Source organism: Paenirhizobium daejeonense (genome assembly GCF_014280875.1).
Lineage (GTDB): Bacteria > Pseudomonadota > Alphaproteobacteria > Rhizobiales > Rhizobiaceae > Allorhizobium > Allorhizobium daejeonense.
The window spans coordinates 524,263-546,275 of the sequence record NZ_JACLAL010000002.1 but is presented as its reverse complement, the minus strand read 5'-3'; the positions used below and the strand labels follow the sequence as shown (position 1 = coordinate 546,275).

Genomic DNA, 22,013 nt, shown 5'->3' with positions numbered 1-22,013 from the left:
TGGTTCAGGCGACGGAACTCCGCGCCGTTTCGTGAATGTCTTCGAGATCGACCAGATGCTGGACGGGCTGCGGCCGGGCGAAGAAATAGCCCTGGCCGCAATCCACGCCGAATTGGGTCAGAACATCGCGCTGGGCTTCCGTTTCGATGCCTTCGGCGACGACGGTGCATTCCATCTTGTGGGAGATCGCGGTGATGCCTTCGACAAGCATACGGCTTTTGTGGCGCAGGTCCGGCGCGTCGGCGACGAGCGAGCGGATGAAGGACTGGTCGATCTTCACGATGTCGACGGGGAAGCTGTTGAGGTAGCTCAGCGAGGAATAGCCAGTGCCGAAATCGTCGAGTGCGATACGGCAGCCATAGCGGGCGAATTCATCAAGTATGGTGCGGATCTGTGGGTTGTCGTGCAGCAGTGTCGCTTCGGTGATCTCGATGACGATACGGTTCGCCGCAATGCCGTGGCGGGACGTCAGCGCTGCAAACCGGATCGGCAGGGTCTGCTCGAACTGCAGGGGCGAGAAGTTGATGGCGAGATAGGTCTTGTCGTTACCGGTTGCATTCGTCAGTTGGACGAGATTGGAGAGCGCCTTTTCCAGCATGCGGTTGCCGACGCGGATGATCGCACCGGTCTCTTCCGCAACGCGGATGATCTCCGCGGGCGCCATGATGCCCTTTTCGGGATGGTCGAGGCGCAAGAGCGCCTCGTAGCCTTTCACGATGCCCGTCGAGAGGTCCACGATCGGCTGGAAGAATGCGTCCAGCCAGTCGTTTTCAAGGCCCGCCTCGATATCGCGCTCGATTTCCGCCCGCTGGCGCGTGTTGTCCTGGAGGAGGGGATCGTAGAGCAGGGCGCCGTTCTTGCCGTCGCGCTTCTTGCTGTACATCGCCATGTCGGATTTCTGCAGCAGTTCTGCAGCATTGTGGGCGTGGCGGGGATAAAGCGCGATGCCGATGCTGGCGCTGAGCCGCACCGTCGCTCCATGGATGAGAAGTGGTTCATCAAATATGGAACATAGCGTGCGGCTGAGGTCCAAGGCCTCACGTTCGGCTACTTCGGAGTGGATCAATATCGCAAATTCGTCACCACCGAGACGGGCAGCGATGGCGCCGGTGGGCAGTATTGGTCCCATCAGCTCTACCAAAAGACGCAGGACGGTATCGCCGGCGTGATGGCCGAGATTGTCGTTGATCCACTTGAAGCGATCGAGATCGACGAAGATGCAGGCGAGTTCGCCGCCGAGTTCGTCGGTCTTCATGATTTCCATGTCGAGTGCGCTTTCGAAACCCTGGCGGTTCATCAGTCCGGTCAGATGATCGGTGATGGCCTGGCGAAGGTTGCGGGCCTCGGATTGCTTGAGCGCAGTGACGTCCGTCATGACGCTGAGCGATAGCGCCAGTTCGTCGGCATGGCCTTCCTTGTTCGCTTCGGCAATGAGGACGTCCATTACATTGCCGTCGGCGCGAATGAACCTGGTCGTGATTTCCACGACGTAGTTGCCCTTGCCCTTGCTGTCTTTGCGTTCGAGATAGAGGCTGCGAACGTCATCGGGCACGAAGTCGGCGAAGCGACGCCCGATGACGCCGGCGCGCTGATAGCCGGTTGCCAGAAGCCAGTAATCACTGACGCCGGTGATGCGGTCGTCCTCGTCGAGCGAGAGAAGCATGGCAGGCGTCAGGTTATAGATGTCGGTGATGCGGTGATGCGCCAGCTTCAGCTCGCTCTCTTCCTGCTCGAGCTGGCTCTGCATCACGTTGAAGCTCTTGGCGAGCCTGCCGATCTCGTCGTTCGACTGCCAGTCGACGTGATGGCGGGATCCCAGCTGGCGGGTTGCCTCTATAGCTGCAGTGAGTTTCAGGAGCGGCTGGATAATCATGACGCGGTTGCCGAGAATGGCGGCGCCGATGATGCCGGCGACAGCGATGACGAAGATGCCGATCAGCATGCCATCCGCGCGTCTGAGAGAAGAAAGGGCATCGAGCCGGTCGAAGTAGATTGTGATCGTACCGACCTGTTTCGGCCCGTCCAGCGTTTGGTAAAAGATATCGCGCGACATCGAACGCACGCCGTTTTTCGGCCACACAGGGAGAGGAGGCATGGAGACGCTGATGCCGCCGGAGACATCACGGACCTGCACCTTGCTGACGGCATTGGCAGAGACGATGGTAACGGTGATCTGCTCGACGCTTTCGCGATCGAAATCCCACATGGGTTTGGCGAGCGCCTGAGCGTTGGTAGCCAGAAGCACCTCGACGTGGTCCTTCAACTCCTTGCCGGCCTGTTCAGAAGAGAGCGTCAGGAACAAGGCGAAGAGTGGAACGATGAGGACAAAGACTGTGATCGCGACAATCGCGAGGAATCGGCTTTCGACCGAGCGGTTCATAAGGCGCCACCCCCGCCCGTTGCCGGACAGCACATTCTGAACGTCAAGATTGTGCCCCCTGTTACCCCTATTCTCGCAACGGTTTCACGAATTTGTTAAATAGCGCTAAAACGGCCTATCGAAATATCGTGCTTTAGCGAAGTCGCGGTGGACTGCGGACAAAAAAATCCCGCCTCGATGAGGCGGGATCGAATTGATGGTCTTGCTGACGAATATCAGGCTTCTTCAGCTGCAGCTTCGTCGACGCCACCAGCCGGAGCAACGATCGTTGCGATGGTGAAGTCACGGTCGGTGATGACCGGGGTAACGCCAGCCGGGAGCTTGACATGCGAAATGTGCAGGCTGTCGCCGATCTTGTGGCCAGCGAGGTCAACCGTGATGAATTCCGGGATGTTGTCGGCCGGGCAGTGCAGTTCGACTTCGTGACGAACGATGTTCAGAACGCCGCCGATCTTGACGGCCGACTGTTCCTCGTTGACGAAGTGAACCGGAACTTCAACGGTAACGCGGCTGTTTGCCGAAACGCGCAGGAAGTCGATGTGCATCGTGAAGTCACGAACCGGATCAAGCTGATAGTCCTTCGGGAGGACCTTTATCTTCTCGCCGTTGACGTCGATCACAGCAACGGTGGTCATGAAACCGCCGGCGTGGATGCGCTTCGTCACCTCGTTGGTGTTGATCGCGATGGAGATGGGGGCCTGCTTGTCACCATAGATGACAGCGGGAATCAAACCGTTGCGGCGAAGTTCACGGGAGGACCCCTTACCAACCCGTTCGCGCGCCTCGGCCTTGAGCTCGTAAGTTGCGTGGCTCATGGCTATTCCTTTCGAGGTTATTTGGAGAGGTTCGCGCGGGTGCTTCCTTAGAAGTCGCCTGCGGTAAACCTGAGGTGTCGATAAAACGCCTCATCCGCGTTGCCTCCAAGGGTGTCTACGCGGACGGGGGCGCTATAATACAGGCAGCCCGGCAAGGCAAGGGTTTCGGGGTCTTTTGTATCATTTCTGCGACATTTCAGCCCGGGCTCACCCGGGGTCCGAAAGATGAGCAGCTTGCTAACCATTTCCGGCAAGCATTTGGAAATTGATGGATGATAATTGAGCCTGACCTTAATAACGGATTCTCCGGACCGAAATTCATGCTCAATGTCATCACCTGCATCGGCGTCGGGCACGACTTTCTGTCGCTCGTCGCGGCGCTGTTCGTCTGTATACTTGGCTCACTCCTGACTGTCAGGCTTTTTGCTAGGGCCCGCAACAATCGCGGTGTCGCGCGTTTGAGCTGGCTTTCACTGAGTGCGATCATTGGCGGATCATCGATCTGGACGACCCATTTCGTTGCGATGATGGGATACCGCACCGATGTCATCAGCGGCTATGAGCCAGTCTATACGCTGCTTTCCTTGGTTAGCGCTATAGCCACCACCGGTGCCGGCTTTGCCATCGCCTCCATTTCGCAGCGCAGCCTGCTGGTAGAGGCGGGTGGCGCCGTTGTCGGCCTGGGCATCGCGCTAATGCACTATCTTGGCATGTCGGCCTATCAAATGCAGGCGGATCTGGTCTGGGATCCTCGCTATGTCTACGCATCCTTGGTACTTGCCGCCGTTTTTGGCGCAATGACCGCCAATCGTGTGGCAAGGCCGTTCAGCCGCTTCTGCACCTATGGTGGCGGAGCCTTTCTGATCCTGACGATCCTGACCACGCATTTCACCGGCATGACCGGCCTGACGGTTGTTCCAAATGCCGATGCGGGCATGCCGACCGGCGTGCTGCACGACGGCATGCTTTCGGTCGTCGTGGTTGCGATCACACTGGCCATCCTGTCGCTGGGGGCAGCGACCTATGCGATTGACCAGCAAGCGACGCTTGCGACCGTCGAACGCTACAGGCATCTTTCCCTGCATGACGCCTTGACGGGCCTGCCCAATCGAGCCGCGTTCATGGAGCATATCGGCCGCCTGATCGAACGCCCCGACGAGCGTTCCTCCCGCATCGCGGTCCTGTCGTTCGATCTAGACCGGTTTAAGGAGATCAACGACGTGCATGGCCATGCCGCAGGCGACCATGTGCTGCGAGCCATATCGGCGAGAATGTCGGCGATGCTCAAGGATGGAGAGTTTCTGGCTCGCATGGGGGGCGATGAGTTCGTGGTCGTCTCCTCCCGTCATTTCAATCGCAACGATGCCTCCCAGCTTGCGCAGCGGGTCATTCGTGAGGTTAATCAGCCGATTGCGTGGAAGGGCCAGGTGTTCGGGATCGGGACCAGTATCGGCATATCGAGCTTCCCCGACAACGGGGAGACGGTCGACGACGTCATGGCCCAAGCGGATGTCGCCATGTATCGCGCAAAAGCGGCCGGTTCCAACAATGTCTGTTTCTACGATACCTCGATGGACCAGGCTGCGCGGGAGCGAAACGCACTGGCGATGGACATGCGCGTCGGCCTGCAGCGTGGAGAGTTCGAGCTTTTCTATCAGCAGCAAAATGACACCCATTCCGGAGAGATCATCGGCTTCGAGGCTCTCATGCGCTGGAATCATCCTGTTCGCGGACGGATCTCGCCAAACGAATTCATTCCAATCGCGGAGAAGACCGGCTTTGTCGTAGAGCTTGGTGAATGGGCAATGCGCGAAGCCTGCCGGGAGGCGGTGCGCTGGCGCAAGCCATTCGCGATCGCCGTCAACGTGGCGCCGCAACAGCTTGCAAACAGCAACCTGCCGGCGCGGGTTCTCAAGGTGCTGGACGAGACCGGCCTGTCGCCTGACCGGCTCGAACTCGAAATTACCGAGTCCGGCATTATCGCTGACCAGAAGCATGCCCTTAATATCATCCGCCAGCTCAAGGCGCTTGGTGTGAAGATCGCCATGGACGACTACGGCACGGGATATTCGTCGCTCTCCACCCTGCAGCTCTTTCCTTTCGACAAGATCAAAATCGACAAGGCTTTCATCGATCGCGTGGCTACTAACCGCCAGTCCGCGGCGATCGTCCGCTCGACCCTCATTCTTGCAGAAAGCCTCGACATTCCTGTTCTTGCGGAAGGGGTGGAGAGTGAGGAGCATCTTCGTTTCCTGAAAGCGGAAGGCTGCAATCAGGTTCAGGGCTATTATTATGGCAAGCCCGAACCAAAGGCGGCGATCGAAGCTCTTGTCAACTTGGCTGCGTAAATGACAGGTTTGTGCAATCCGTCTCCATTCTGACGCAATATTGCGACATCTCGAAATGTGAAATCCTGTAGTGCCTTGTTTCATGACTCGCTGATTGAAAGATTCCTTCCGCGCTGGCACAATAAAGGAACGCTTTGGGAGGAGCACATGCGCAGGGAAACGAGTCATTCGGACTTGGTCTATGCAACTGCCTCACAAAATTCGGCGGCTGCGAGTTCACCTATCGCGGCATCTTGGAGACGCTGCCTGAACCTTCATCAGTTGCAGCCCGAAGAAGGGCGCAAGCCTGTTCAGGTTGACGACATCGTCTTTCGCGAGGCTCGCGAAAAGATGGAGCATCTTATTCACGTCTGTGCCGACGAGTTTGACCGTCTCTACCAGACCGTCGGTCGCTCAGGGTGCTGCCTTGTATTGTCCGACAAGAACGGCATCGTGCTCGACAGACGCGGTTCGGCGGGCGACGACGCGGATTTTCACGGTCTGGGCCTCTGGCAGCAGAATGTCTGGAGCGAGGCGAGCGTGGGCACCAACGGTATCGGCACCGCTCTAGCCGACGAGCGGGCTGTCGTCATTCATGGCGACCAGCATTTCCTGAGCTCGAATACCGCTTTGAGCTGCGCGACCGCGCCGATCCGCGATCATCTCGGACGCGTGACGGCGGCTCTAGACATCTCCACCTGCCGTCAGGATGTGACGGACATGACGCTGGCTATTCTTTCGCAGGCGGTTCGCGATGTTGCAACGCGGGTGGAAATGAGTCTTTTTCGCATGGCGTTTCCCGCCGCCCGGATCGTGATGGTGCCGAACGCCGGCGTTTCCGTATCGGCCTTGCTTGCTGTCGACCAGGACGACCTCATTCTCGGCGCGACGAAAGCCGCGCGCGTCGCGCTCCGGCTGGACGACCAGATGATTGCGCAGGGCATTCCGGCGGCGGATGCACTGAGCGAGGATAGGGGCGAGGCCAGTTCCGATCTTGACGATGCCGAACGGGCGGCGCTGAGACGCGCGCTTTCGCGCACCAACGGCAATGTTTCACAGGCGGCCCAGGTGTTGGGCATTAGTCGCGCGACCCTTCACAGGAAGATGAAGCGCTTCTCCCTGCAGTGAGGCGGCCGATACAGCGGTACGCATGTTAGCGACCGCTGTATCATAAGTGAAACAGTGTGCGCTGCGGTATCGGCTGGCGCCACTTTCGCAAGTCCTCTTTCATCGCGATCATCCTCCCATCGGGTCCAGGAGGGACCTTTGACCAGGGAGGAATACAGATGAACATTCAGGTTCAGACCATTGCGGAAACGCCGTTCAAGCTCAAATACGGCAACTTCATCGGTGGTGAGTGGTGCGAGCCGGTGAACGGTCGCTACTTCGACAACACGACGCCTGTGACCGGCGGCAAGCTTTGCGAAGTCGCTCGCTCCGACGAACACGACATCAACCTTGCGCTTGATGCTGCGCATGCCGCCAAGGACAAGTGGGGCCGCACTTCGGTCGCCGAACGCTCCAACATTCTCAACCGCATCGCCGACCGCATGGAAGCCAATCTCGAGCTGCTGGCGCGCGCCGAAACCTGGGATAACGGCAAGCCGCTTCGCGAAACCATGGCAGCCGACATTCCGCTCGCCATCGACCACTTCCGATATTTCGCTGCATGCGTTCGCTCTCAGGAAGGCTCGATCGGCGAAATCGACCACGACACCGTCGCTTATCACTTCCATGAACCGCTCGGAGTCGTCGGCCAGATCATTCCGTGGAACTTCCCGATCCTGATGGCTGCGTGGAAGGTCGCTCCGGCACTCGCCGCCGGCAATTGCGTGGTGCTGAAACCAGCGGAACAGACGCCTGCCTCGATCCTCGTGCTGGCCGATCTGATCGGCGACCTTCTGCCGCCGGGCGTTCTCAACATCGTCAACGGCTTCGGTCTCGAAGCCGGCAAGCCGCTCGCGACCAGCTCGCGGATTGCCAAGATCGCGTTTACCGGGGAAACCTCGACCGGTCGCCTGATCATGCAGTATGCCAGCCAGAACCTGATCCCGGTCACGCTGGAACTCGGTGGCAAGTCGCCGAACATCTTCTTTGCCGACGTCATGGCGGAAGACGACGACTTCCTCGACAAGGCGCTGGAAGGCTTTGCCATGTTCGCCCTCAATCAGGGCGAGGTGTGCACATGCCCGAGCCGAGCGCTGGTGCATGAGAAGATCTACGACCGCTTCATGGAAAAGGCCGTCAGGCGTGTGGAGGCTGTTCGTCAGGGCAATCCGCTCGACATGTCGACGATGATCGGCGCACAGGCTTCCAGCGAACAGTTGCAGAAGATCCTGTCCTACATCGATATCGGCAAGCAGGAAGGCGCGAAGGTGCTGACCGGCGGTTACCGCAACGAGCTTTCCGGCGATCTGGCAGGTGGTTACTACGTCAAGCCGACGGTGTTCGAAGGCAACAACAAGATGCGGATCTTCCAGGAGGAGATTTTCGGACCGGTTGTTTCCGTCACCACCTTCAAGGATGAGGCGGAAGCACTCGAAATTGCCAACGACACGCTATACGGCCTCGGTGCCGGCGTGTGGAGCCGCAATGCGAACACCTGCTACCACTTCGGTCGCAACATCCAGGCCGGCCGCGTCTGGACCAATTGCTACCACGCCTATCCGGCCCATGCGGCCTTCGGCGGCTACAAGCAGTCCGGTATCGGCCGCGAGACCCACAAGATGATGCTCGATCACTATCAGCAGACCAAGAACATGCTCGTCAGCTACAGCCCGAAGGCTCTTGGTTTCTTCTGATATCGGCGTCCTACCCGAAGAAGAACGGGTCTCTTCCCACCTTCGTTCTTCTTTCACCCTCTCCCCGCCCGAACCGGGGGGAGGGTTCCTTGTTTGAAGCGCGGCGCGGTCGCCAAGACTTACGTCCCTGCTTCGAAAGAGTGTTTGGCCGCGTGTCGTTGCAAGCCGTTCCACCACCTTGCGCGCCGTGCCATGGCGGAGAAAACGGATGATCGATCAGTCAGACAATTCAGAGCCACGGGTTCTCGCTACCGAGGCGGCGCTTGCCTTTCTCGATGAAATCAGGGCGGACCATCCCGACATTCTTTTCCACCAGTCGGGAGGGTGTTGCGATGGTTCTTCGCCGATGTGTTATCCGGCGGGTGAATATCGTGTCGGTGAAACCGACGTGAAGCTTGGAGAGATCGGCGGCGTGCCGTTCTATATCAGCGGTAGCCAGTTCGAAGTGTGGAAGCACACACAGCTCATCATCGATGTGGTCGACGGGCGAGGCGGTATGTTCTCGCTGGACAATGGCCGCGAGCGGCGTTTCCTGACGCGCTCCCGACTGTTCTCCGGCGGGGAGGCCTGTGCGGTGCCTGCGATCAGGACCTGAGTGCCGGCAATATCTTCGAAAAGCAGAAAGCCCGCGGTCTCATTCGAGGCGCGGGCTTTCCGTTGAATACAAGTATCGAAACGATCAGTCGAAGAGGCTGGAAACAGACTCTTCTGCGGCCGTGCGGTTGATGGCTTCGCCGAGCAGGTTTGCCGTGGTCAGGACGCGGATGTTGTGTGCCGATTGGACCGCGGTCGTTGGCTGGATCGAGTCTGTGATGACGAGCTCGCGCAGCTTCGAAGATGCGACGCGCGTAACGGCGCCGCCGGATAGAACGCCGTGGGTGATGTAGGCCGTAACGCTGGTTGCGCCGTGCTTCAGGAGCGCTTCGGCGGCGTTGCAGAGCGTGCCCCCGGAGTCGACGATGTCGTCGATCAGGATACAGTCCTTGCCGGTCACGTCGCCGATGACGTTCATGACTTCGGATTCACCGGGGCGGTCGCGGCGCTTGTCAACGATAGCAAGCAGACAGTCGAGACGCTTTGCCAGCGAACGGGCGCGTACCACACCGCCGACGTCGGGGGAGACGACCATGACGTTCTTCAGGTCGTAGTGTTCCTTGACGTCGCGGGCGAGGATCGGAATGGCATAGAGATTGTCGGTCGGGATATCGAAGAAGCCCTGGATCTGGCCGGCATGAAGGTCGAGCGTCAGAACGCGGTCGGCACCGGCTTCTGTGATCAGGTTGGCGACGAGCTTTGCGGAAATCGGTGTGCGCGGGCCGGGTTTGCGATCCTGACGGGCGTAGCCGAAGTAGGGAAGGACGGCCGTGATGCGCCGTGCCGACGAACGCCGGAAGGCATCGATCATGATCAGCAGTTCCATCAGGTGGTCATTGGCCGGAAAAGCTGTCGACTGGACGACGAAAACGTCCTCGCCGCGTACGTTCTCCTGAATCTCTACGAAAATTTCCTGGTCCGCAAAGCGTCTTACGCTGGCCTTCCCGAGTGGTACGTTGAGATAATTGCAGATTGCCTCGGCAAGTTGCCGGTTGGAGTTACCTGCGAATACCTTCATTTTGGCCCGCCTATTGCCCTGCTGAGAATGGGCGCTTTTTAGCGCCCTCAAGCTCGAATGCAAGAGGCTTGACGATAATGAGAACCTTTTTCGTGAAAACTATGTGACCGCGTTGCATCAACTACGCTGGCTGTCGCGCCAATTCACGTATTCGGCGATGGTTTTCGTGGCGATCTGCTGCATCAAAGAAGCGGGGACGGCTTCCCATGGATCCTTCGAGGCGGACTTCAGGGTCTCCTGTCCCTGGATACGGTGAAGTCGGCCGCCGCTCGCGTCGAGAACGTCCCATACATAGACAATAGTGACGTTGCCGCCATCGCCGAAGGCCGAGAAATAGCCTTTCAGGATATGTTCGCTGGCTGGGTCGGAGGATGGCTTGATGGTGAGGCCTCGGGCGCGGGCCTCAGCGCCGAGCTGGCGTGACAGCGGAGTGACGGCCTGAACGGGAGCGCCGATGATCGGCAGGAAACGGATGGTTCCGGCTGCTGCCGGTGGAAGAGCCGCGACATTGGCCGGGGCGGCAGACTGGGGCTGCTGGGCGGCCACGGATTGCTGCTGCATCGGTTGCTGCTGCAGGGGCTGTTGCGGCTGTTGGTACGATGCGGATGGAGCCTGAGGGTAGCTGCCGGCATCGCCCGAGAGCGGGGCGGAGGCAACAGGGTTGTGGCCGTACTGTAAGGCTGCTGCCTGTGCTTCCAGCGTATTCTGCGGGCCAGGCGTATAGCTGTTCGCCGAAATGGAGCTGTTCTCGACGGGATAGGACGCCGTCGATGAGCTGTATGAGCCTCCGGACTGGCTTGCGAGGGAGAGATTGCTGTCGGTAACTGGCTGGCCGCCGTCGCCCACTTCCATCGGCGGTGTCAGGACTTCCGACGTGCTGCACGCCGTCAGCATGGCGGCCGCCATCATTCCCGTCATCGCCTTCCGTGGAAGCTTCATCTTACGCTACCGTCCTCAAGTCACCTCCGTGCAATTGAGGAGAATACGGATCAAATCCTAGCAAATCCTTATGGCGGCGAGCGCGGGCCGATGATAGTCCGGATTTGCGGAGGTCAGTTATTGATGAGTTCCAGCGAGTGGCGGGAAAGCGGCCGGGGTGCGGTGGTCGTGGTGACGTAGGTGTGGCCGAGCGTCATCGCCGTCTCGCGTTCGCTGTCCATGATGATCATGTGGACGAAGAGCGACATGTCCGGAACGATCTGCTGGGTGTTGCCGGTGTGGAACATCTGATGCTCCATCCACGAGGGTGAGAAGCGGGCGCCGAGAGAATAGCCGCAGGCATTCAGCCGGTGACGCGCAAGGCCCCTTTCGTCCATGATGCGAGCGTGGGTGTCGAACACGTCGCCGAAGGTGTAACCTGGCTTCAGCACCTGCTCGATCGCCTTCATGGCCTCATGGCAGGCGGAATAGAGTTCTCGATGGCGCGGGCTCGGTTCGCCGATGATAATGGTGCGCATCATCGCCGCATGGTAGTGCGCCGCCGTGCCGGCCCATTCCAGTGTCAGCTGGTCGTTTTCGGAAAGAGTTCTGCGGCCTGCCTTGTAGCGGCAAAGCAGGGCGTCGGCGCCCGAACCGATGATGAATTCATTGGCAGGATAATCTCCGCCGCCGGCAAGGATGGCGCCCTGCATGTCGGCAAGGATCAGGGCTTCGTCGCCACCGGCCTTGATCAAAGGCAATGCCGCATCAAGCGCGTCGTCGGCAAGGGCGGCTGCACGTTCAATGCGGGCAATTTCCGCCGGGCTTTTCACAAGGCGCAGTTCGCTGACCAGATAAGAGGCGTCTACGATCTCACAGAAGTTGGTGAGTTGGTGATCGAGCAGGCGGGCCACACGTCCGGTCATGCCGTGGGTGTCGTATTCGATGCCGATGCGGGCGCCGAGCAAGTCCATCTCGCTCAGGAGATTGCGCAGATCGACGCTTGGATCGGCGTTCATACGATCGACCCAGACCACGATGTTTTCGATGGTCGAGGTATGCTTGGCCTGGCGCAGGTCGGCGGAACGCGTCAAAAGCGTCATGGAGCCGTCGGCCTTGACGACAAGGGTCTGGAAAAAGCAGTAGCCGAATGTGTCGTAACCGGTCAGCCAATACATGCTTTCCTGGGCGAACAGGAGGACCGCATCCAGCTTCTGTTCGGCCATGCCGGCCGTCAGGCGCGAAAGGCGATCTGAATACTCGGTCGGTTCGAACTGCAGGGCCATATCATTTCTCCATGATGGCGATTGCAGATATCTGTCTTCCATAATCCGGCTCGCCGGCATGGGTGGTACGGCGATAGGAATAGAAGGCCTGCGGGTTGGCATAGGTACAGAGATCGAGGCTCTGCGCCTTCACGCCGGCATTGGCGAGGCGGCGGACCGTCAGTCCGGGTAGGTCGAACATGGCGTGGCCGGCACGCTCCGACGGGGAGAAGAAGGCGTCGAATGTGGGGTCCTGAGCGAGAAAGCGTTCGATGAACTCGGGGCCAACCTCATAATTGCGGACGCTGATCGAGGGACCGAGGCAGGCGCGAATGGTTTCGCGGCGAGCACCGAGGCTTTCCATGGCCTCGATAGTGTTTTCAAGAATGCCGCCCAGCGCGCCCTTCCATCCGGCGTGGGCTGCGCCGATCACGCCGTTATCCGGGTCCATGAACAGTACCGGCCCGCAATCCGCCGTCAGGACGCCGAGGACGATGCCCGGCGTGGCTGTCACCAGCGCGTCTGCTTCCGGCCGTTCCCCATTATAGGTCGCGTCTACCACCATGACATCGGGCGAATGCACCTGATGAACGGTTGCGAGCTTACGGGCCGGCTGTGCGAACCATTCAGCCACGCGGCGACGATTTTCCCGCACCTTTTCCGGATCGTCACGAGAGCCGAGCCCGACATTGAGACCGGCATAGATGCCGTCTGAAACGCCGCCCTTCCGAGTGAAATAGCCATGCCTGATACCGCTGCCGGCACTGTCAGCGAGTAGTGGGCTTTCAATCGGCTCTGGTGCGGCATTCATCGGCATGTGGGTCTCCGTCGCGGCAGTCCCCGATTCGGGACGCCCGTTCCCGCATTGAAATAAAAGCGGAATTTCTGTTTTTTGGCGCGGCGATCAGTGTGATGTTGGCCATCGCCGCGGGCGATGTCAATTGCCGGATTTGAAGGGCAGGACCGAAATCGCGGGGCTGGACAGGGCGAGCACCTTGAACAGCTCTCCCATCATTCCCTCGCCGGAGCCGGCGAGCCGCTGGACGGCCTCGACGATGTCACGCTGGGTCCTGGCGTTCTTGTCGCGACCCAGCGAGGAGGCGCGCTCCTCGATGCCGAGCGCCACGAGGAAGTCGCCCTGATGCAGGCAGCCGTTGACGTGCACGCCGGCTGCGAGCGCGCAACGCGCCAGATGTTCAAAATCGACATGGCTGGTCAGGTCGGCAAGGCCGGGGCGGGCGAGCGGCGGATCGAACTTGTGGTCGCGAACCGCCTGCAGCGTGTCTCCGAAACCGGTGACCATGTGTCCGTAGTCGATGATGAGCGCCGTGCCGTGATTTCTTTTCAGCCGCTCGCAGATGGTCATCGCCACGGCTTCGCGCGCCGGCGAGATCTCGAACACGGTTCCATCCGCCGGCGGTCCATCGCGCGGTGGCAGCATGGTGGGGTCGAGGGTGGCGACGCCGAGCGTGAAGGCAAGATTGTCGTCGGCATCGAGGCCGACCATGCGCTCGCGGAAACCCGAGGATGTCTTTACGAACTGGCGGATCGGGATGGCGTCGAAGAGTTCGTTGGCGGCAAGCAGCGTGAAGCCATCGGGCAGTTCGTCGAAGCTCTCGTGCCAGTGAACCTTGTCGCCGTGGCCGACAAGCGTCTGGCGCTGCACGTCCTGCAGGCGGGGACTGGTTTCTACGAGGTGAACCGTCGACTGTTCGTACAGGCGCGGGGCGAGGCGCGACACGACCCGCAGCATGTCGGACATCATGGTGCCTCGGCCCGGGCCGATCTCGACGAGACGGACGTCGGCGGGTTCGCCATGATGCTGCCAGGCGAGCACCATGAAGACGCCGATCATCTCGCCGAAAAGCTGGCTGATCTCCGGTGCCGTGATGAAATCGCCGGCGCGTCCGAAGGGATTGCGCGTGCGGTAGTAGCCATGCTCGGGATCGGCAAGGCAGAGGGCGAAATAGTCAGTGACACTGATCGGGCCGCCTGCAAGGATCAGCGACTTGATCTTGTCCGCGAGCGCGGTCGTCATTGGTGTTCCTCCTCCATTCACGCGTCAGCGGGCTGCGCGGCGCGCGCGCCACAGAGCCCAAAGGCCGACGGCAAGCATCGGCAGCGAGAGAACCATTCCCATGGTCAGCCAGCCGCCGGCAAGATAGCCGAGTTGTGGATCGGGTTCACGGAAGAATTCGACAGTGATGCGCGCCAAGGCATAGAGGCTCACGAAGCAACCGGTCACCATCCCAGGCTGGCGGAAGCCACCGGCCCGACCGACGATCTGCAAGAGGACGAACATCAGCAACCCTTCGAGCAGAGCCTCGTAGAGCTGGCTTGGATGACGCGGGAATGGTCCGCCTGTCGGGAAAACCATGGCCCAGGGTACATCTGAGGGCCGCCCCCAAAGTTCGCCATTCACGAAGTTCGCCACGCGGCCGAAGAAGATGCCAAGGGGCGCGACGCTTGCGACAACGTCGAACAGGCTCCAAATCGATATCCCGTGACGGCGGGCAAACAGAATCATCGCAAGGGTGGCGCCCGTAAAGCCCCCGTGGAATGACATGCCGCCATTCCAGACCTCGATTGCCCGGATGGGATCCGCGATGACGGATGACAGATCGTAGAAAAAGATGTAGCCGAGCCGGCCGCCGAGAACGATGCCGATCGCTACCCAGACGAGGAAATCGTCGAGGTGGGCGACTGTGCAGGGAGAGGTATTGCCGGGCCATAGCTTTTCGTTGCGCACCAGGCTGCGGGCGACCGCCCAGCCGAGCATGATGCCGCAGACATAGGCGAGGCCGTACCAGTGGATCGCCAGCGGGCCGACGGAAAAGGCAATCGGATCAATGGCCGGAAAGGTCAGGATGGAGAGGAGTTCTGCGGCTGGCGACAAGGTTGCCCCTTATGGTGATGTCGCCGGAAAATGGCGTTCGATCGTGGCACGGTCAAGATGGAATCTTGGCGGGGGCGTGGCTGCCGCTTCTCTGGGCGCACGTGAATCTTCTTGCAACGGCAGCGGCAAATGCCTACCTCACTTCTGGCCGGAAAACGATACCGGCCAAGGGATCAGGCGCTAGAGGAGCCAAAGCCATGTCGACCGGGCCAAACCGTATTATGGACGAATTCGCCAAGCTTATGACGGATGCCGCAGGTGCGGCCCAGGGCGTGCGCAAGGAAATGGAAACCGCCTTCCATGCTCAGGCAGAACGCTGGATGAACAGCATGGATCTGGTCAAGCGCGAGGAATTCGAGGTCGTCCGTGAGATGGCGATCAAGGCGCGCGATGAGAACGATGCGCTGCTGAAGAGAATCGAGGCGCTCGAAGCTCAGCTTGCCGAGAAGACGAAGTGATATAAGTCGCCGTCTGTCCGGTCCTCCCGGACTTCGGCTGACTTTCCAAGGTTGGACGGCCTGTCGCGAAATATCGCGGCGGGCCGTTTTCTATTTCAGTTTCTGCTGTTATGCCCGGCCTTAAGGCATGCCGGATTGCGCCGTTAACAGTTTTTTATCCACATGTGGGAAGGTGGAAAAAAGCCAATGGCCAGAGTCGTTTATGACACCTTTCGCACCACCTGCCACAATCGCTTTCCACAGGCCCGGCGACCAAATTGCCCCACGGGGGCTGGTTCTTGGTGGGGGCCATTATACACTGATTTTAAATGATGATTCGAAGCGGACCTTCACAAGTTTCGGACAGGGTGAGTGTAGTATCCTGGGGTCCATAGGGAATCATTCCTAGTGTTGTTTCCGGTAAAGTCGTGTGTGTATTCGCTGCTTTTCGCTCGATATCCGCATTCATTCCGGCAAGAAGGTGATGCATGAGCCTTATGGAAATGGAATTCGAACGCCAGTCCAACCCGGTCGATACGATCGAGTTCGTCGCTGCGACTAATGACTGGTCGTTCGAACGGTCCGGCGAGGACGAGATCGCCATGACTGTTCAAGGCCGTTGGGCCGACTACCATGTTTCCTTTTCCTGGATGGAAGAGTTCGAGGCGTTGCATGTCGCCTCCGCCTTCGACCTCAAAATTCCCGAAAACCGCGTTAACGAGGTGATCCGCCTTCTGTCACATATCAACGGCCAGGTGCTGATGGGGCATTTCGACCTGTGGCGCCAGGAAGACGTCGTGATCTTTCGCCAGTCGCTGTTGCTTGCCGGCGGCGCCGAGCCGACCAATCGTCAGGTTGAAGTGCTGCTGTCCAGCGCAGTTGAGGCGTGCGAAGCCTATTTCCAAGCCTTCCAGTTTGTGGTCTGGTCCGGAGTGGATGCGAAGACGGCCATGGAGGCCGTGCTGTTCGAGACGGCCGGGGAAGCCTGAGCCGGGAAGGCGTAAAAGTGAGTTATTCTGCTATGGGACAATTGGTACTCGTCGGCGCCGGTAATATGGGCGGCGCCATGTTGACTGGCTGGTTGAAGAGCGGCGTTCCGGGCTCTTCCGTTACCGTCATCGATCCAGGTCCCTCGCAGACGATGCTGGCGCAGATTTCCGAGGCCGGAGCGAGTTACTGCAAGGAAGCGCCTGCTGATCTCAAGGCCGATATCCTCTTCCTCGCGGTCAAGCCGCAGGTGATGGACAAGGTTCTGCCGCCGCTGAAAGCGCTTGTCGGGCCTGACACAGTGGTGGTCTCCGTTGCCGCGGGCAAGACGCTTGCCTTCATGGAAAGCCATCTCGGCGCAGCCGCCATGGTTCGCGCCATGCCGAACACGCCGGCAATGATCGGACGCGGCGTGACCGGCGCCTACGCCAATGCTGCGGTCACGACGCAGCAGCGTGAAACGGTCAATCGTCTCCTGAAGGTCTCCGGACCCGTCGAGTGGCTGGACAGCGAAGAGGCGATCAATGCTGTCACCGCGCTTTCGGGTAGCGGACCGGCTTATGTGTTCTATCTCGTGGAGTGCATGGCTGAGGCTGGCCGTAAGGCCGGTCTGCAGGCGGACCTTGCTATGCGTCTCGCACGGGAGACTGTCGCGGGGGCTGGCGAACTGCTTCACCAGTCCCCCGACGACGCTGCGCGCCTGCGCCAGAATGTTACCTCTCCCGGCGGCACCACCGCTGCCGCTCTCGCCGTGCTTATGGCGGAAGAGGGGATGCAACCGCTGTTCGACAAGGCAATCGAGGCTGCCCGCAGCCGCGCCGAGGAACTGGCCGGATGAGTAGTCCCGTTTCATCCGCCGCATCACCCGAGATCACCTATGCCGATTTCGAGAAGGTCGATATCCGCGTCGGTACGATTGTGGAGGCCGAGACCTTTCCCGAGGCTCGCAAGCCGGCATTCAAGCTGAAGATCGATTTCGGGCCGGAGATCGGCGTCAAGAAGTCATCCGCTCAGATCACTATTCATTACTCCCCCGAGAGCCTCCTCGGACGTCAGGTGCTCGCCGTGGTCAATTTCCCGCCTCGCCAGATTGGGCCTGTCCGCTCGGAAGTACTGACCCTTGGTTTTGCCGACAAGGACGGCGCCATCGTGCTGGCGGCTGTCGAACAGGCTGTGCCCAACGGTATGAAGATGATGTGACGTGCCGGGGCACCGTGTGTCCTTTGGCGCGTAAAGAACGCTCCAAATCCTTGAGATTTCGAATAGGCCTGCAATCAGTGGATTTCGCGGCTGAGCGGATCAGTGAGGGTGAAACGGTGGAATGTCACCGCGAAACCTGCCCTCTGGGGCGAGCAGGCTGTAATCCCGACGTTCAGGGAAGCGAGTTCAGGTGGAAAATAGCCGAGCCGCGCCATCTTCCAGTCATCCAGTTCAGTGATCCGGTATTGCACGAAGAGGGCATCCGCCAGCCGGGTCACACGGGCTTCGACCGGGCCATCCGTATCCGGTAGTGCGAAGGCCGACCAGTCCGAACGCCCGGCAACCGTCACGACGGTACTCAAATGGCGATGACCGTCGGTGTATTCGATCCCGCATTTCATCCAGTTGTTCTCGTCATGGCGAAGCATCAGGCCGGCCTGATCGTAGAGGGTCTGGTAGAGACCTGTGAAGGCCGTTTCGATGGTGAATTCACCATCGCGGCGGCGGTGCAGGAAATGACCGTTGTCGTGCCGGAAGCCGTAATAGGTCCGCTGCCAGAAGTCAGTTTTTTCGCCGGTCTGGATATGAAGCGCGCCGGAGGTGATCTCCAGCACGGGAGGGGGATTGAGCCAGTTCATGCCGTCCCAGTTTCCTGCGGTCATGGGAGCCGTCCTTTCTACCGATTATGCTGGAACACGAATGGTGGCACGCAAGCCCCCGAGCGGACTGTCGCTCAGCGTCACATTGCCGCCATGGCTTCTGGCGATGTCTCGGGCAATCGCCAGACCGAGACCGGTGCCGGAGGCGTCGAGGTTCCGGGCTTCATCGAGCCGGAAGAAGGGTTTGAATACCTCGTCGCGCATGTCTCGGGGGATGCCAGGACCGTTGTCATCGAAGGTGATGGTCAGCCACTTGGCGCTGTGGCGGGCCTCGATCTCCAGCCGGTCGGCATAGCGGCGGGCATTGGAGGCTAGATTGGTGACCAGCCTCGTAAATGCTGCCGGGCGGACTGCGATCTCGTCCTCACCCTCGATCTTGCAGGAGAACTGCTTGCCGTGAAGGGTGAAGTCGCCTTCGATCTTCTCGAAGAGTTCGCTAAGTTTGAGCTGGCCGACGTCTTCCTCTGCTTCTCCGCGAGCAAAGGCCATGTATCCCTCCAGCATGGTCTGCATGTCCTCAACATCCTGGTTGAGGCTGTCGAGTTCGGGATTGTCTCCGGCGAGGGCGAGTTGAAGCTTGAAGCGGGTGAGAATGGTGCGCAGGTCGTGGCTGACGCCGGTCAGCATGGCCGTGCGCTGCTCCATCTGTCGTTCGATGCGCTCGCGCATCAGGATAAAGGCGAGGCCGGCGCGGCGTACTTCGTCGGCGCCGCGCGGGCTGAATTCCTCCGGTGCGCGCTGGCCCTTGCCAAAGCTCTCGGCGGCCTTGGCGAGCGTCAGGATCGGGCGTATCTGGCCTCGCAGGAAGAGGGTGGAGATGACGATCAATACCAACGATGTTCCCACCATCCACAAGAGGAAGATGTGGGTGTTCGAGGCGTAGGCCGAATTGCGCCGGGCAAAGATGCGCAGTACGCCCTCGTCGAGCGCGATGCGAATCTCCACCAGCCGTGAATCGCCAATGGTGTCTATCCAGAAGGGACGATTTATCTGGTTCTCGATCTGGTCGCTCAAGGTCTGGTCTAGGATCGAGAAGAATGGCTTGGGCCGGGGAGCCGGCAGTTCGCTGCCCTGGTCGAGCGATATTGTCATATCCAGATTGTCGCGCGCTATCCTGACGATGTTCTGGAAATTCTCTGGCCCCGGATAGGCATCGATCAGCGAGATGATGGCCGCAATGTCGCGGGTCACTGCACCGGATAGGCGCTGTGTGACCATCTGCCAGTGGCGTTCCATGAAGACGAAAGCGAGAACCGTCTGCAGGATCAGCATCGGCAGGATAATGATCAGCAGTGCGCGGGCGTAAAGGCCCGTCGGTACCCTGCGGCGCAGCCAGCGGATCACGCTCCTTACCCCACCGCCCGGGGCACGATCCTCTCCGCGGATGCTTTCAAAGAGCGTCATTTGTCCTTCGCTTCCGTCGGATCCTAAAGCGCGTCGCCATCTTTCAGATTTGCTCCGTACGCTTTAGTCCTTGGTTCTTCGCATGTCGTTTCCGCAAAACCGCAGTGCACTTTTGCGCAGCATGCTTTGGTTCGGCGGTATCGGTTGCCGGTCAGTCCATGCTCAGTCGATAGCCGATGCCACGTACGGTCTGAAGCCAAACCGGGTTCGCCGGATCGTCCTCGATCTTGCGGCGCAACCGGTTGATCTGCACGTCGATCGTGCGTTCGCCGACCTCGGTATCGTTGCCGATTAACTCGTGGCGGGGGATGGTTTCCCCGGCACGCGTGGAGAACAGCAGCATGATTTCCTGCTCGCGATCGGTCAACCTTATGACGTCTGCACCCTTCTTCAATTCCTTGCGAAGGATCGAGAAGGTGTAGGGGCCGAACATGACCTGTTCGATCTTCGGTGTATCCGCTGAAAGGTTGCGTTTCAGGATGTTGTTGATGCGCAGCACCAGTTCGCGTGGGTCGAAGGGCTTGGCGAGATAGTCGTCGGCGCCGGCTTCAAGACCGGCAATGCGCGATTCAGCCTCGGAGCGCGCTGTCAGCAGGATAATGGGCACATGCTTTTGCTCGGCAAGGCTGCGCGTCAGCGACAGGCCGGATTCTCCAGGCATCATGACATCGAGCACAAGAAGATCGAAATGCAGTCCCTCGAGCTTGCGCCTTGCTTCGCCCGCGTCGGCGGCAACCGTGATGCGGAAACCCTGTTCGCTCAGGTACCGGTGGAGCAGGTCGCGGATACGGGTATCGTCGTCGACAACGAGGAGATGGGGCGCATCATCGGGGATGAAGATCTTTCTGGCCATTTCACCCGGCTCCCTCGGTTGCCGCCTGCCCATCCTTATTGGAGCGGCTCATGCCTTCGAGGAACTTGCAGACGCCTTCCTTCATCTCAGGAGTGAAGCCCTCCAGCGCCCTGGCGATCCGCTGGGATTGCGGTTCCGAAAGCGCAAGCGCCAGTTCACGGCCGGCAAGCGTTGGATAAAGTCGCCGCTGGCGGCGGTCGGCGGGGCCGGCCATCTGTCGGATATAGCCGGAATCAATGAGTTCCTTGAGAACGCGGGCGAGGCTCTGCTTGGTGATCTGCAATATGGCGAGGAGATCGGCGACGGTCATGCCGGGACGGCGGCTCACGAAATAGACGACACGATGATGGGCGCGGCCATAACCGATCTTGGCGAGGATCGCGTCCGGGTCGGAGACGAAATCGCGATAGGCGAAAAACAGAAGCTCAATGGTTTCGAAATCGATCGTCTTGTCATCGACGACCGGCATTTCGGGAAGTTCCTTCCTGGCAGCCCTACCCACAGACTGTCGTGCCACGCGTGTGTTTCCTTTCATGCACCCCGGCGTCGGCAGGCTTCTGCTTCAGCGTCGGGCTATTCATTTTTCTTGTTTCGGCGACGCCCGTACAAGCCGGGCACCGGTTTTGCGGCAAAACTATGCGCAGACGCGTAAAAACTCCAACGAAATTACCGGGATCGCACAGTTTCCGCAGGTCTCTTCGGGTGGGCCGCGTTTCCCGGTGCCTCATGCGGGTTTCCGTTCGAGCGTAAGACATGGTATTGCGCCGCCTGCACGTTTGGCGGATATGGAGATCGAGAGACCATGGGACAATTGCAGGCCGGTATCATTCCGGTAACGCCCTTCCAGCAGAACTGCACGATCCTTTTCGACACGGAGACCCGGGAGGGTGTGATCGTCGATCCCGGCGGGGACGTCGATGTTATCCTGCAGACGCTTCGGGAAAACGATATCACTCTCAAAGAGATTTGGCTGACTCACGGTCATATCGATCACGCTGGGGGTGCGGAAGAACTGAAGGAGTTGCTGGATCTGTCGATCGTGGGGCCGCATCGGGACGATCTGCCTTTGCTGCAGAACATTGAACAACAGGCGAAGATGTTCAATGTGCAGATGGCGGTGCGCAACGTCACTCCAGATCGCTGGCTGGAAGAGGGGGATCGCGTATCCTTTGGCGAGCACGAATTCGAAGTCTTTCATTGCCCTGGCCACGCGCCGGGTCATGTGATCTATTTTAACCGAGCCCAGAACTTCGCCCATGTAGGCGACGTGCTCTTCAACGGTTCGATCGGCCGAACCGATCTGCCGGGTGGCGATCACCAGACATTGCTGAACTCTATCCGGGACAAGGTCCTGCCGCTTGGAGATGATATCGGCTTCATCTGTGGACACGGTCCTGGCGGGCGGATCGGTGAAGAGCGGCGCAATAATCCCTTTTTGCGCGGTATCTGATATCCTCGC

General features: G+C 59.7%; 21 protein-coding genes. 9 read left to right on the top strand and 12 right to left on the bottom strand.

The window, feature by feature from the left end:
- Positions 1-4: 4 nt before the first annotated feature.
- Together H4I99_RS06130 and H4I99_RS06125 are read right to left on the bottom strand one after the other, a co-directional pair.
- A complete protein-coding gene (locus tag H4I99_RS06130) occupies positions 5-2,380 on the bottom strand; it encodes an EAL domain-containing protein (RefSeq protein WP_163900112.1) in 2,376 nt (791 codons plus the stop codon).
- A 215-nt stretch (positions 2,381-2,595) separates the two neighbouring features.
- Positions 2,596-3,195, bottom strand: a complete 600-nt coding sequence (locus H4I99_RS06125) for a 50S ribosomal protein L25/general stress protein Ctc (RefSeq protein ID WP_163900110.1) — start codon at positions 3,193-3,195, stop codon at positions 2,596-2,598.
- A 320-nt stretch (positions 3,196-3,515) separates the two neighbouring features.
- Between H4I99_RS06125 and H4I99_RS06120 the strand changes: the two genes are divergently transcribed.
- The 4 genes from H4I99_RS06120 to H4I99_RS06105 all read left to right on the top strand — a co-directional run bounded on the left by H4I99_RS06120 (position 3,516) and on the right by H4I99_RS06105 (position 8,918).
- Positions 3,516-5,543, top strand: coding sequence for a putative bifunctional diguanylate cyclase/phosphodiesterase (locus H4I99_RS06120; protein ID WP_163900108.1), 2,028 nt, complete (start codon positions 3,516-3,518; stop codon positions 5,541-5,543).
- A 147-nt stretch (positions 5,544-5,690) separates the two neighbouring features.
- Positions 5,691-6,650, top strand: a complete 960-nt coding sequence (locus H4I99_RS06115) for a helix-turn-helix domain-containing protein (RefSeq protein WP_163900106.1) — start codon at positions 5,691-5,693, stop codon at positions 6,648-6,650.
- Positions 6,651-6,808: 158 nt separating this feature from the next.
- Positions 6,809-8,323 carry an aldehyde dehydrogenase gene (adh, locus tag H4I99_RS06110; RefSeq protein WP_163900104.1) on the top strand — a complete coding sequence of 505 codons (1,515 nt, stop codon included), beginning with the start codon at positions 6,809-6,811 and terminating at the stop codon, positions 8,321-8,323.
- 208 nt (positions 8,324-8,531) lie between these two features.
- Complete coding sequence (locus tag H4I99_RS06105; RefSeq protein WP_194362043.1) at positions 8,532-8,918, top strand: DUF779 domain-containing protein; 387 nt, start codon at positions 8,532-8,534, stop codon at positions 8,916-8,918.
- 84 nt (positions 8,919-9,002) lie between these two features.
- Here the strand turns inward: H4I99_RS06105 and H4I99_RS06100 are convergent, their stop codons facing one another.
- The 6 genes from H4I99_RS06100 to lgt form a co-directional block, all read right to left on the bottom strand.
- Positions 9,003-9,935, bottom strand: coding sequence for a ribose-phosphate pyrophosphokinase (locus H4I99_RS06100; protein WP_163900102.1), 933 nt, complete (start codon positions 9,933-9,935; stop codon positions 9,003-9,005).
- 117 nt (positions 9,936-10,052) lie between these two features.
- Positions 10,053-10,874 carry a hypothetical protein gene (locus H4I99_RS06095; protein WP_163900100.1) on the bottom strand — a complete coding sequence of 274 codons (822 nt, stop codon included), beginning with the start codon at positions 10,872-10,874 and terminating at the stop codon, positions 10,053-10,055.
- 113 nt (positions 10,875-10,987) lie between these two features.
- On the bottom strand, positions 10,988-12,139 hold the full coding sequence (locus tag H4I99_RS06090; RefSeq protein ID WP_163900098.1) for a M24 family metallopeptidase: 1,152 nt from the start codon (positions 12,137-12,139) through the stop codon (positions 10,988-10,990).
- 1 nt (position 12,140) lies between these two features.
- The gene (gene pgeF / locus H4I99_RS06085) at positions 12,141-12,935 is read right to left on the bottom strand and encodes a peptidoglycan editing factor PgeF (RefSeq protein WP_163900096.1); all 795 of its coding nucleotides are present in this window, start codon (positions 12,933-12,935) and stop codon (positions 12,141-12,143) included.
- A 120-nt stretch (positions 12,936-13,055) separates the two neighbouring features.
- Positions 13,056-14,156, bottom strand: coding sequence for a class I SAM-dependent methyltransferase (locus H4I99_RS06080; RefSeq protein WP_163900094.1), 1,101 nt, complete (start codon positions 14,154-14,156; stop codon positions 13,056-13,058).
- Between the two features lie 24 nt (positions 14,157-14,180).
- Positions 14,181-15,014: a prolipoprotein diacylglyceryl transferase gene (lgt, locus tag H4I99_RS06075; RefSeq protein ID WP_163900092.1), complete on the bottom strand. Its 834-nt coding sequence runs from the start codon at positions 15,012-15,014 to the stop codon at positions 14,181-14,183.
- Positions 15,015-15,211: 197 nt separating this feature from the next.
- Between lgt and H4I99_RS06070 the strand changes: the two genes are divergently transcribed.
- The 4 genes from H4I99_RS06070 (at position 15,212) to H4I99_RS06055 (ending at position 17,638) form a co-directional block, all read left to right on the top strand.
- On the top strand, positions 15,212-15,472 hold the full coding sequence (locus H4I99_RS06070) for an accessory factor UbiK family protein (protein WP_163900090.1): 261 nt from the start codon (positions 15,212-15,214) through the stop codon (positions 15,470-15,472).
- A gap of 467 nt (positions 15,473-15,939) precedes the next feature.
- Positions 15,940-16,440, top strand: a complete 501-nt coding sequence (locus H4I99_RS06065) for a type III secretion system chaperone family protein (RefSeq protein ID WP_163900088.1) — start codon at positions 15,940-15,942, stop codon at positions 16,438-16,440.
- 32 nt (positions 16,441-16,472) lie between these two features.
- Complete coding sequence (proC, locus tag H4I99_RS06060) at positions 16,473-17,276, top strand: pyrroline-5-carboxylate reductase (protein ID WP_163905757.1); 804 nt, start codon at positions 16,473-16,475, stop codon at positions 17,274-17,276.
- Complete coding sequence (locus tag H4I99_RS06055) at positions 17,273-17,638, top strand: tRNA-binding protein (protein ID WP_163900086.1); 366 nt, start codon at positions 17,273-17,275, stop codon at positions 17,636-17,638. Before proC ends, H4I99_RS06055 begins: the two co-directional genes overlap by 4 nt.
- A 74-nt stretch (positions 17,639-17,712) precedes the next feature.
- Here the strand turns inward: H4I99_RS06055 and H4I99_RS06050 are convergent, their stop codons facing one another.
- The 4 genes from H4I99_RS06050 to H4I99_RS06035 form a co-directional block, all read right to left on the bottom strand.
- Positions 17,713-18,300 carry a DUF1349 domain-containing protein gene (locus H4I99_RS06050; RefSeq protein WP_163900084.1) on the bottom strand — a complete coding sequence of 196 codons (588 nt, stop codon included), beginning with the start codon at positions 18,298-18,300 and terminating at the stop codon, positions 17,713-17,715.
- A 21-nt stretch (positions 18,301-18,321) separates the two neighbouring features.
- Positions 18,322-19,701, bottom strand: coding sequence for an ATP-binding protein (locus H4I99_RS06045; protein WP_163900082.1), 1,380 nt, complete (start codon positions 19,699-19,701; stop codon positions 18,322-18,324).
- Between the two features lie 151 nt (positions 19,702-19,852).
- A complete protein-coding gene (locus tag H4I99_RS06040) occupies positions 19,853-20,554 on the bottom strand; it encodes a response regulator (RefSeq protein WP_163900080.1) in 702 nt (233 codons plus the stop codon).
- Between the two features lies 1 nt (position 20,555).
- Entirely contained in the window at positions 20,556-21,023 is a 468-nt protein-coding gene (locus H4I99_RS06035; protein ID WP_186663247.1) for a MarR family winged helix-turn-helix transcriptional regulator, read from the bottom strand.
- Between the two features lie 333 nt (positions 21,024-21,356).
- On the opposite strand from H4I99_RS06035, the gene H4I99_RS06030 reads away from it, so the two are divergent.
- Entirely contained in the window at positions 21,357-22,004 is a 648-nt protein-coding gene (locus H4I99_RS06030; RefSeq protein WP_163900076.1) for an MBL fold metallo-hydrolase, read from the top strand.
- The last annotated feature ends 9 nt before the right edge of the window (positions 22,005-22,013 follow it).

Bases quoted from the DNA above. Each gene is read 5' to 3' on its own strand.
- H4I99_RS06040 (WP_163900080.1), bottom strand. From the start codon at position 20,554: ATGGCCAGAAAGATCTTCATCCCCGATGATGCGCCCCATCTCCTCGTT.
- H4I99_RS06080 (WP_163900094.1), bottom strand. From the start codon at position 14,156: ATGACGACCGCGCTCGCGGACAAGATCAAGTCGCTGATCCTTGCAGGC.
- H4I99_RS06055 (WP_163900086.1), top strand. From the start codon at position 17,273: ATGAGTAGTCCCGTTTCATCCGCCGCATCACCCGAGATCACCTATGCC.
- H4I99_RS06090 (WP_163900098.1), bottom strand. From the start codon at position 12,139: ATGGCCCTGCAGTTCGAACCGACCGAGTATTCAGATCGCCTTTCGCGC.
- H4I99_RS06100 (WP_163900102.1), bottom strand. From the start codon at position 9,935: ATGAAGGTATTCGCAGGTAACTCCAACCGGCAACTTGCCGAGGCAATC.
- H4I99_RS06105 (WP_194362043.1), top strand. From the start codon at position 8,532: ATGATCGATCAGTCAGACAATTCAGAGCCACGGGTTCTCGCTACCGAG.
- H4I99_RS06130 (WP_163900112.1), bottom strand. From the start codon at position 2,380: ATGAACCGCTCGGTCGAAAGCCGATTCCTCGCGATTGTCGCGATCACA.
- H4I99_RS06045 (WP_163900082.1), bottom strand. From the start codon at position 19,701: ATGACGCTCTTTGAAAGCATCCGCGGAGAGGATCGTGCCCCGGGCGGT.
- H4I99_RS06035 (WP_186663247.1), bottom strand. From the start codon at position 21,023: ATGCCGGTCGTCGATGACAAGACGATCGATTTCGAAACCATTGAGCTT.
- H4I99_RS06120 (WP_163900108.1), top strand. From the start codon at position 3,516: ATGCTCAATGTCATCACCTGCATCGGCGTCGGGCACGACTTTCTGTCG.
- H4I99_RS06030 (WP_163900076.1), top strand. From the start codon at position 21,357: ATGGGACAATTGCAGGCCGGTATCATTCCGGTAACGCCCTTCCAGCAG.
- H4I99_RS06065 (WP_163900088.1), top strand. From the start codon at position 15,940: ATGAGCCTTATGGAAATGGAATTCGAACGCCAGTCCAACCCGGTCGAT.
- adh (WP_163900104.1), top strand. From the start codon at position 6,809: ATGAACATTCAGGTTCAGACCATTGCGGAAACGCCGTTCAAGCTCAAA.
- pgeF (WP_163900096.1), bottom strand. From the start codon at position 12,935: ATGCCGATGAATGCCGCACCAGAGCCGATTGAAAGCCCACTACTCGCT.
- H4I99_RS06115 (WP_163900106.1), top strand. From the start codon at position 5,691: ATGCGCAGGGAAACGAGTCATTCGGACTTGGTCTATGCAACTGCCTCA.
- proC (WP_163905757.1), top strand. From the start codon at position 16,473: ATGGGACAATTGGTACTCGTCGGCGCCGGTAATATGGGCGGCGCCATG.
- H4I99_RS06095 (WP_163900100.1), bottom strand. From the start codon at position 10,874: ATGAAGCTTCCACGGAAGGCGATGACGGGAATGATGGCGGCCGCCATG.
- H4I99_RS06070 (WP_163900090.1), top strand. From the start codon at position 15,212: ATGTCGACCGGGCCAAACCGTATTATGGACGAATTCGCCAAGCTTATG.
- H4I99_RS06050 (WP_163900084.1), bottom strand. From the start codon at position 18,300: ATGACCGCAGGAAACTGGGACGGCATGAACTGGCTCAATCCCCCTCCC.
- H4I99_RS06125 (WP_163900110.1), bottom strand. From the start codon at position 3,195: ATGAGCCACGCAACTTACGAGCTCAAGGCCGAGGCGCGCGAACGGGTT.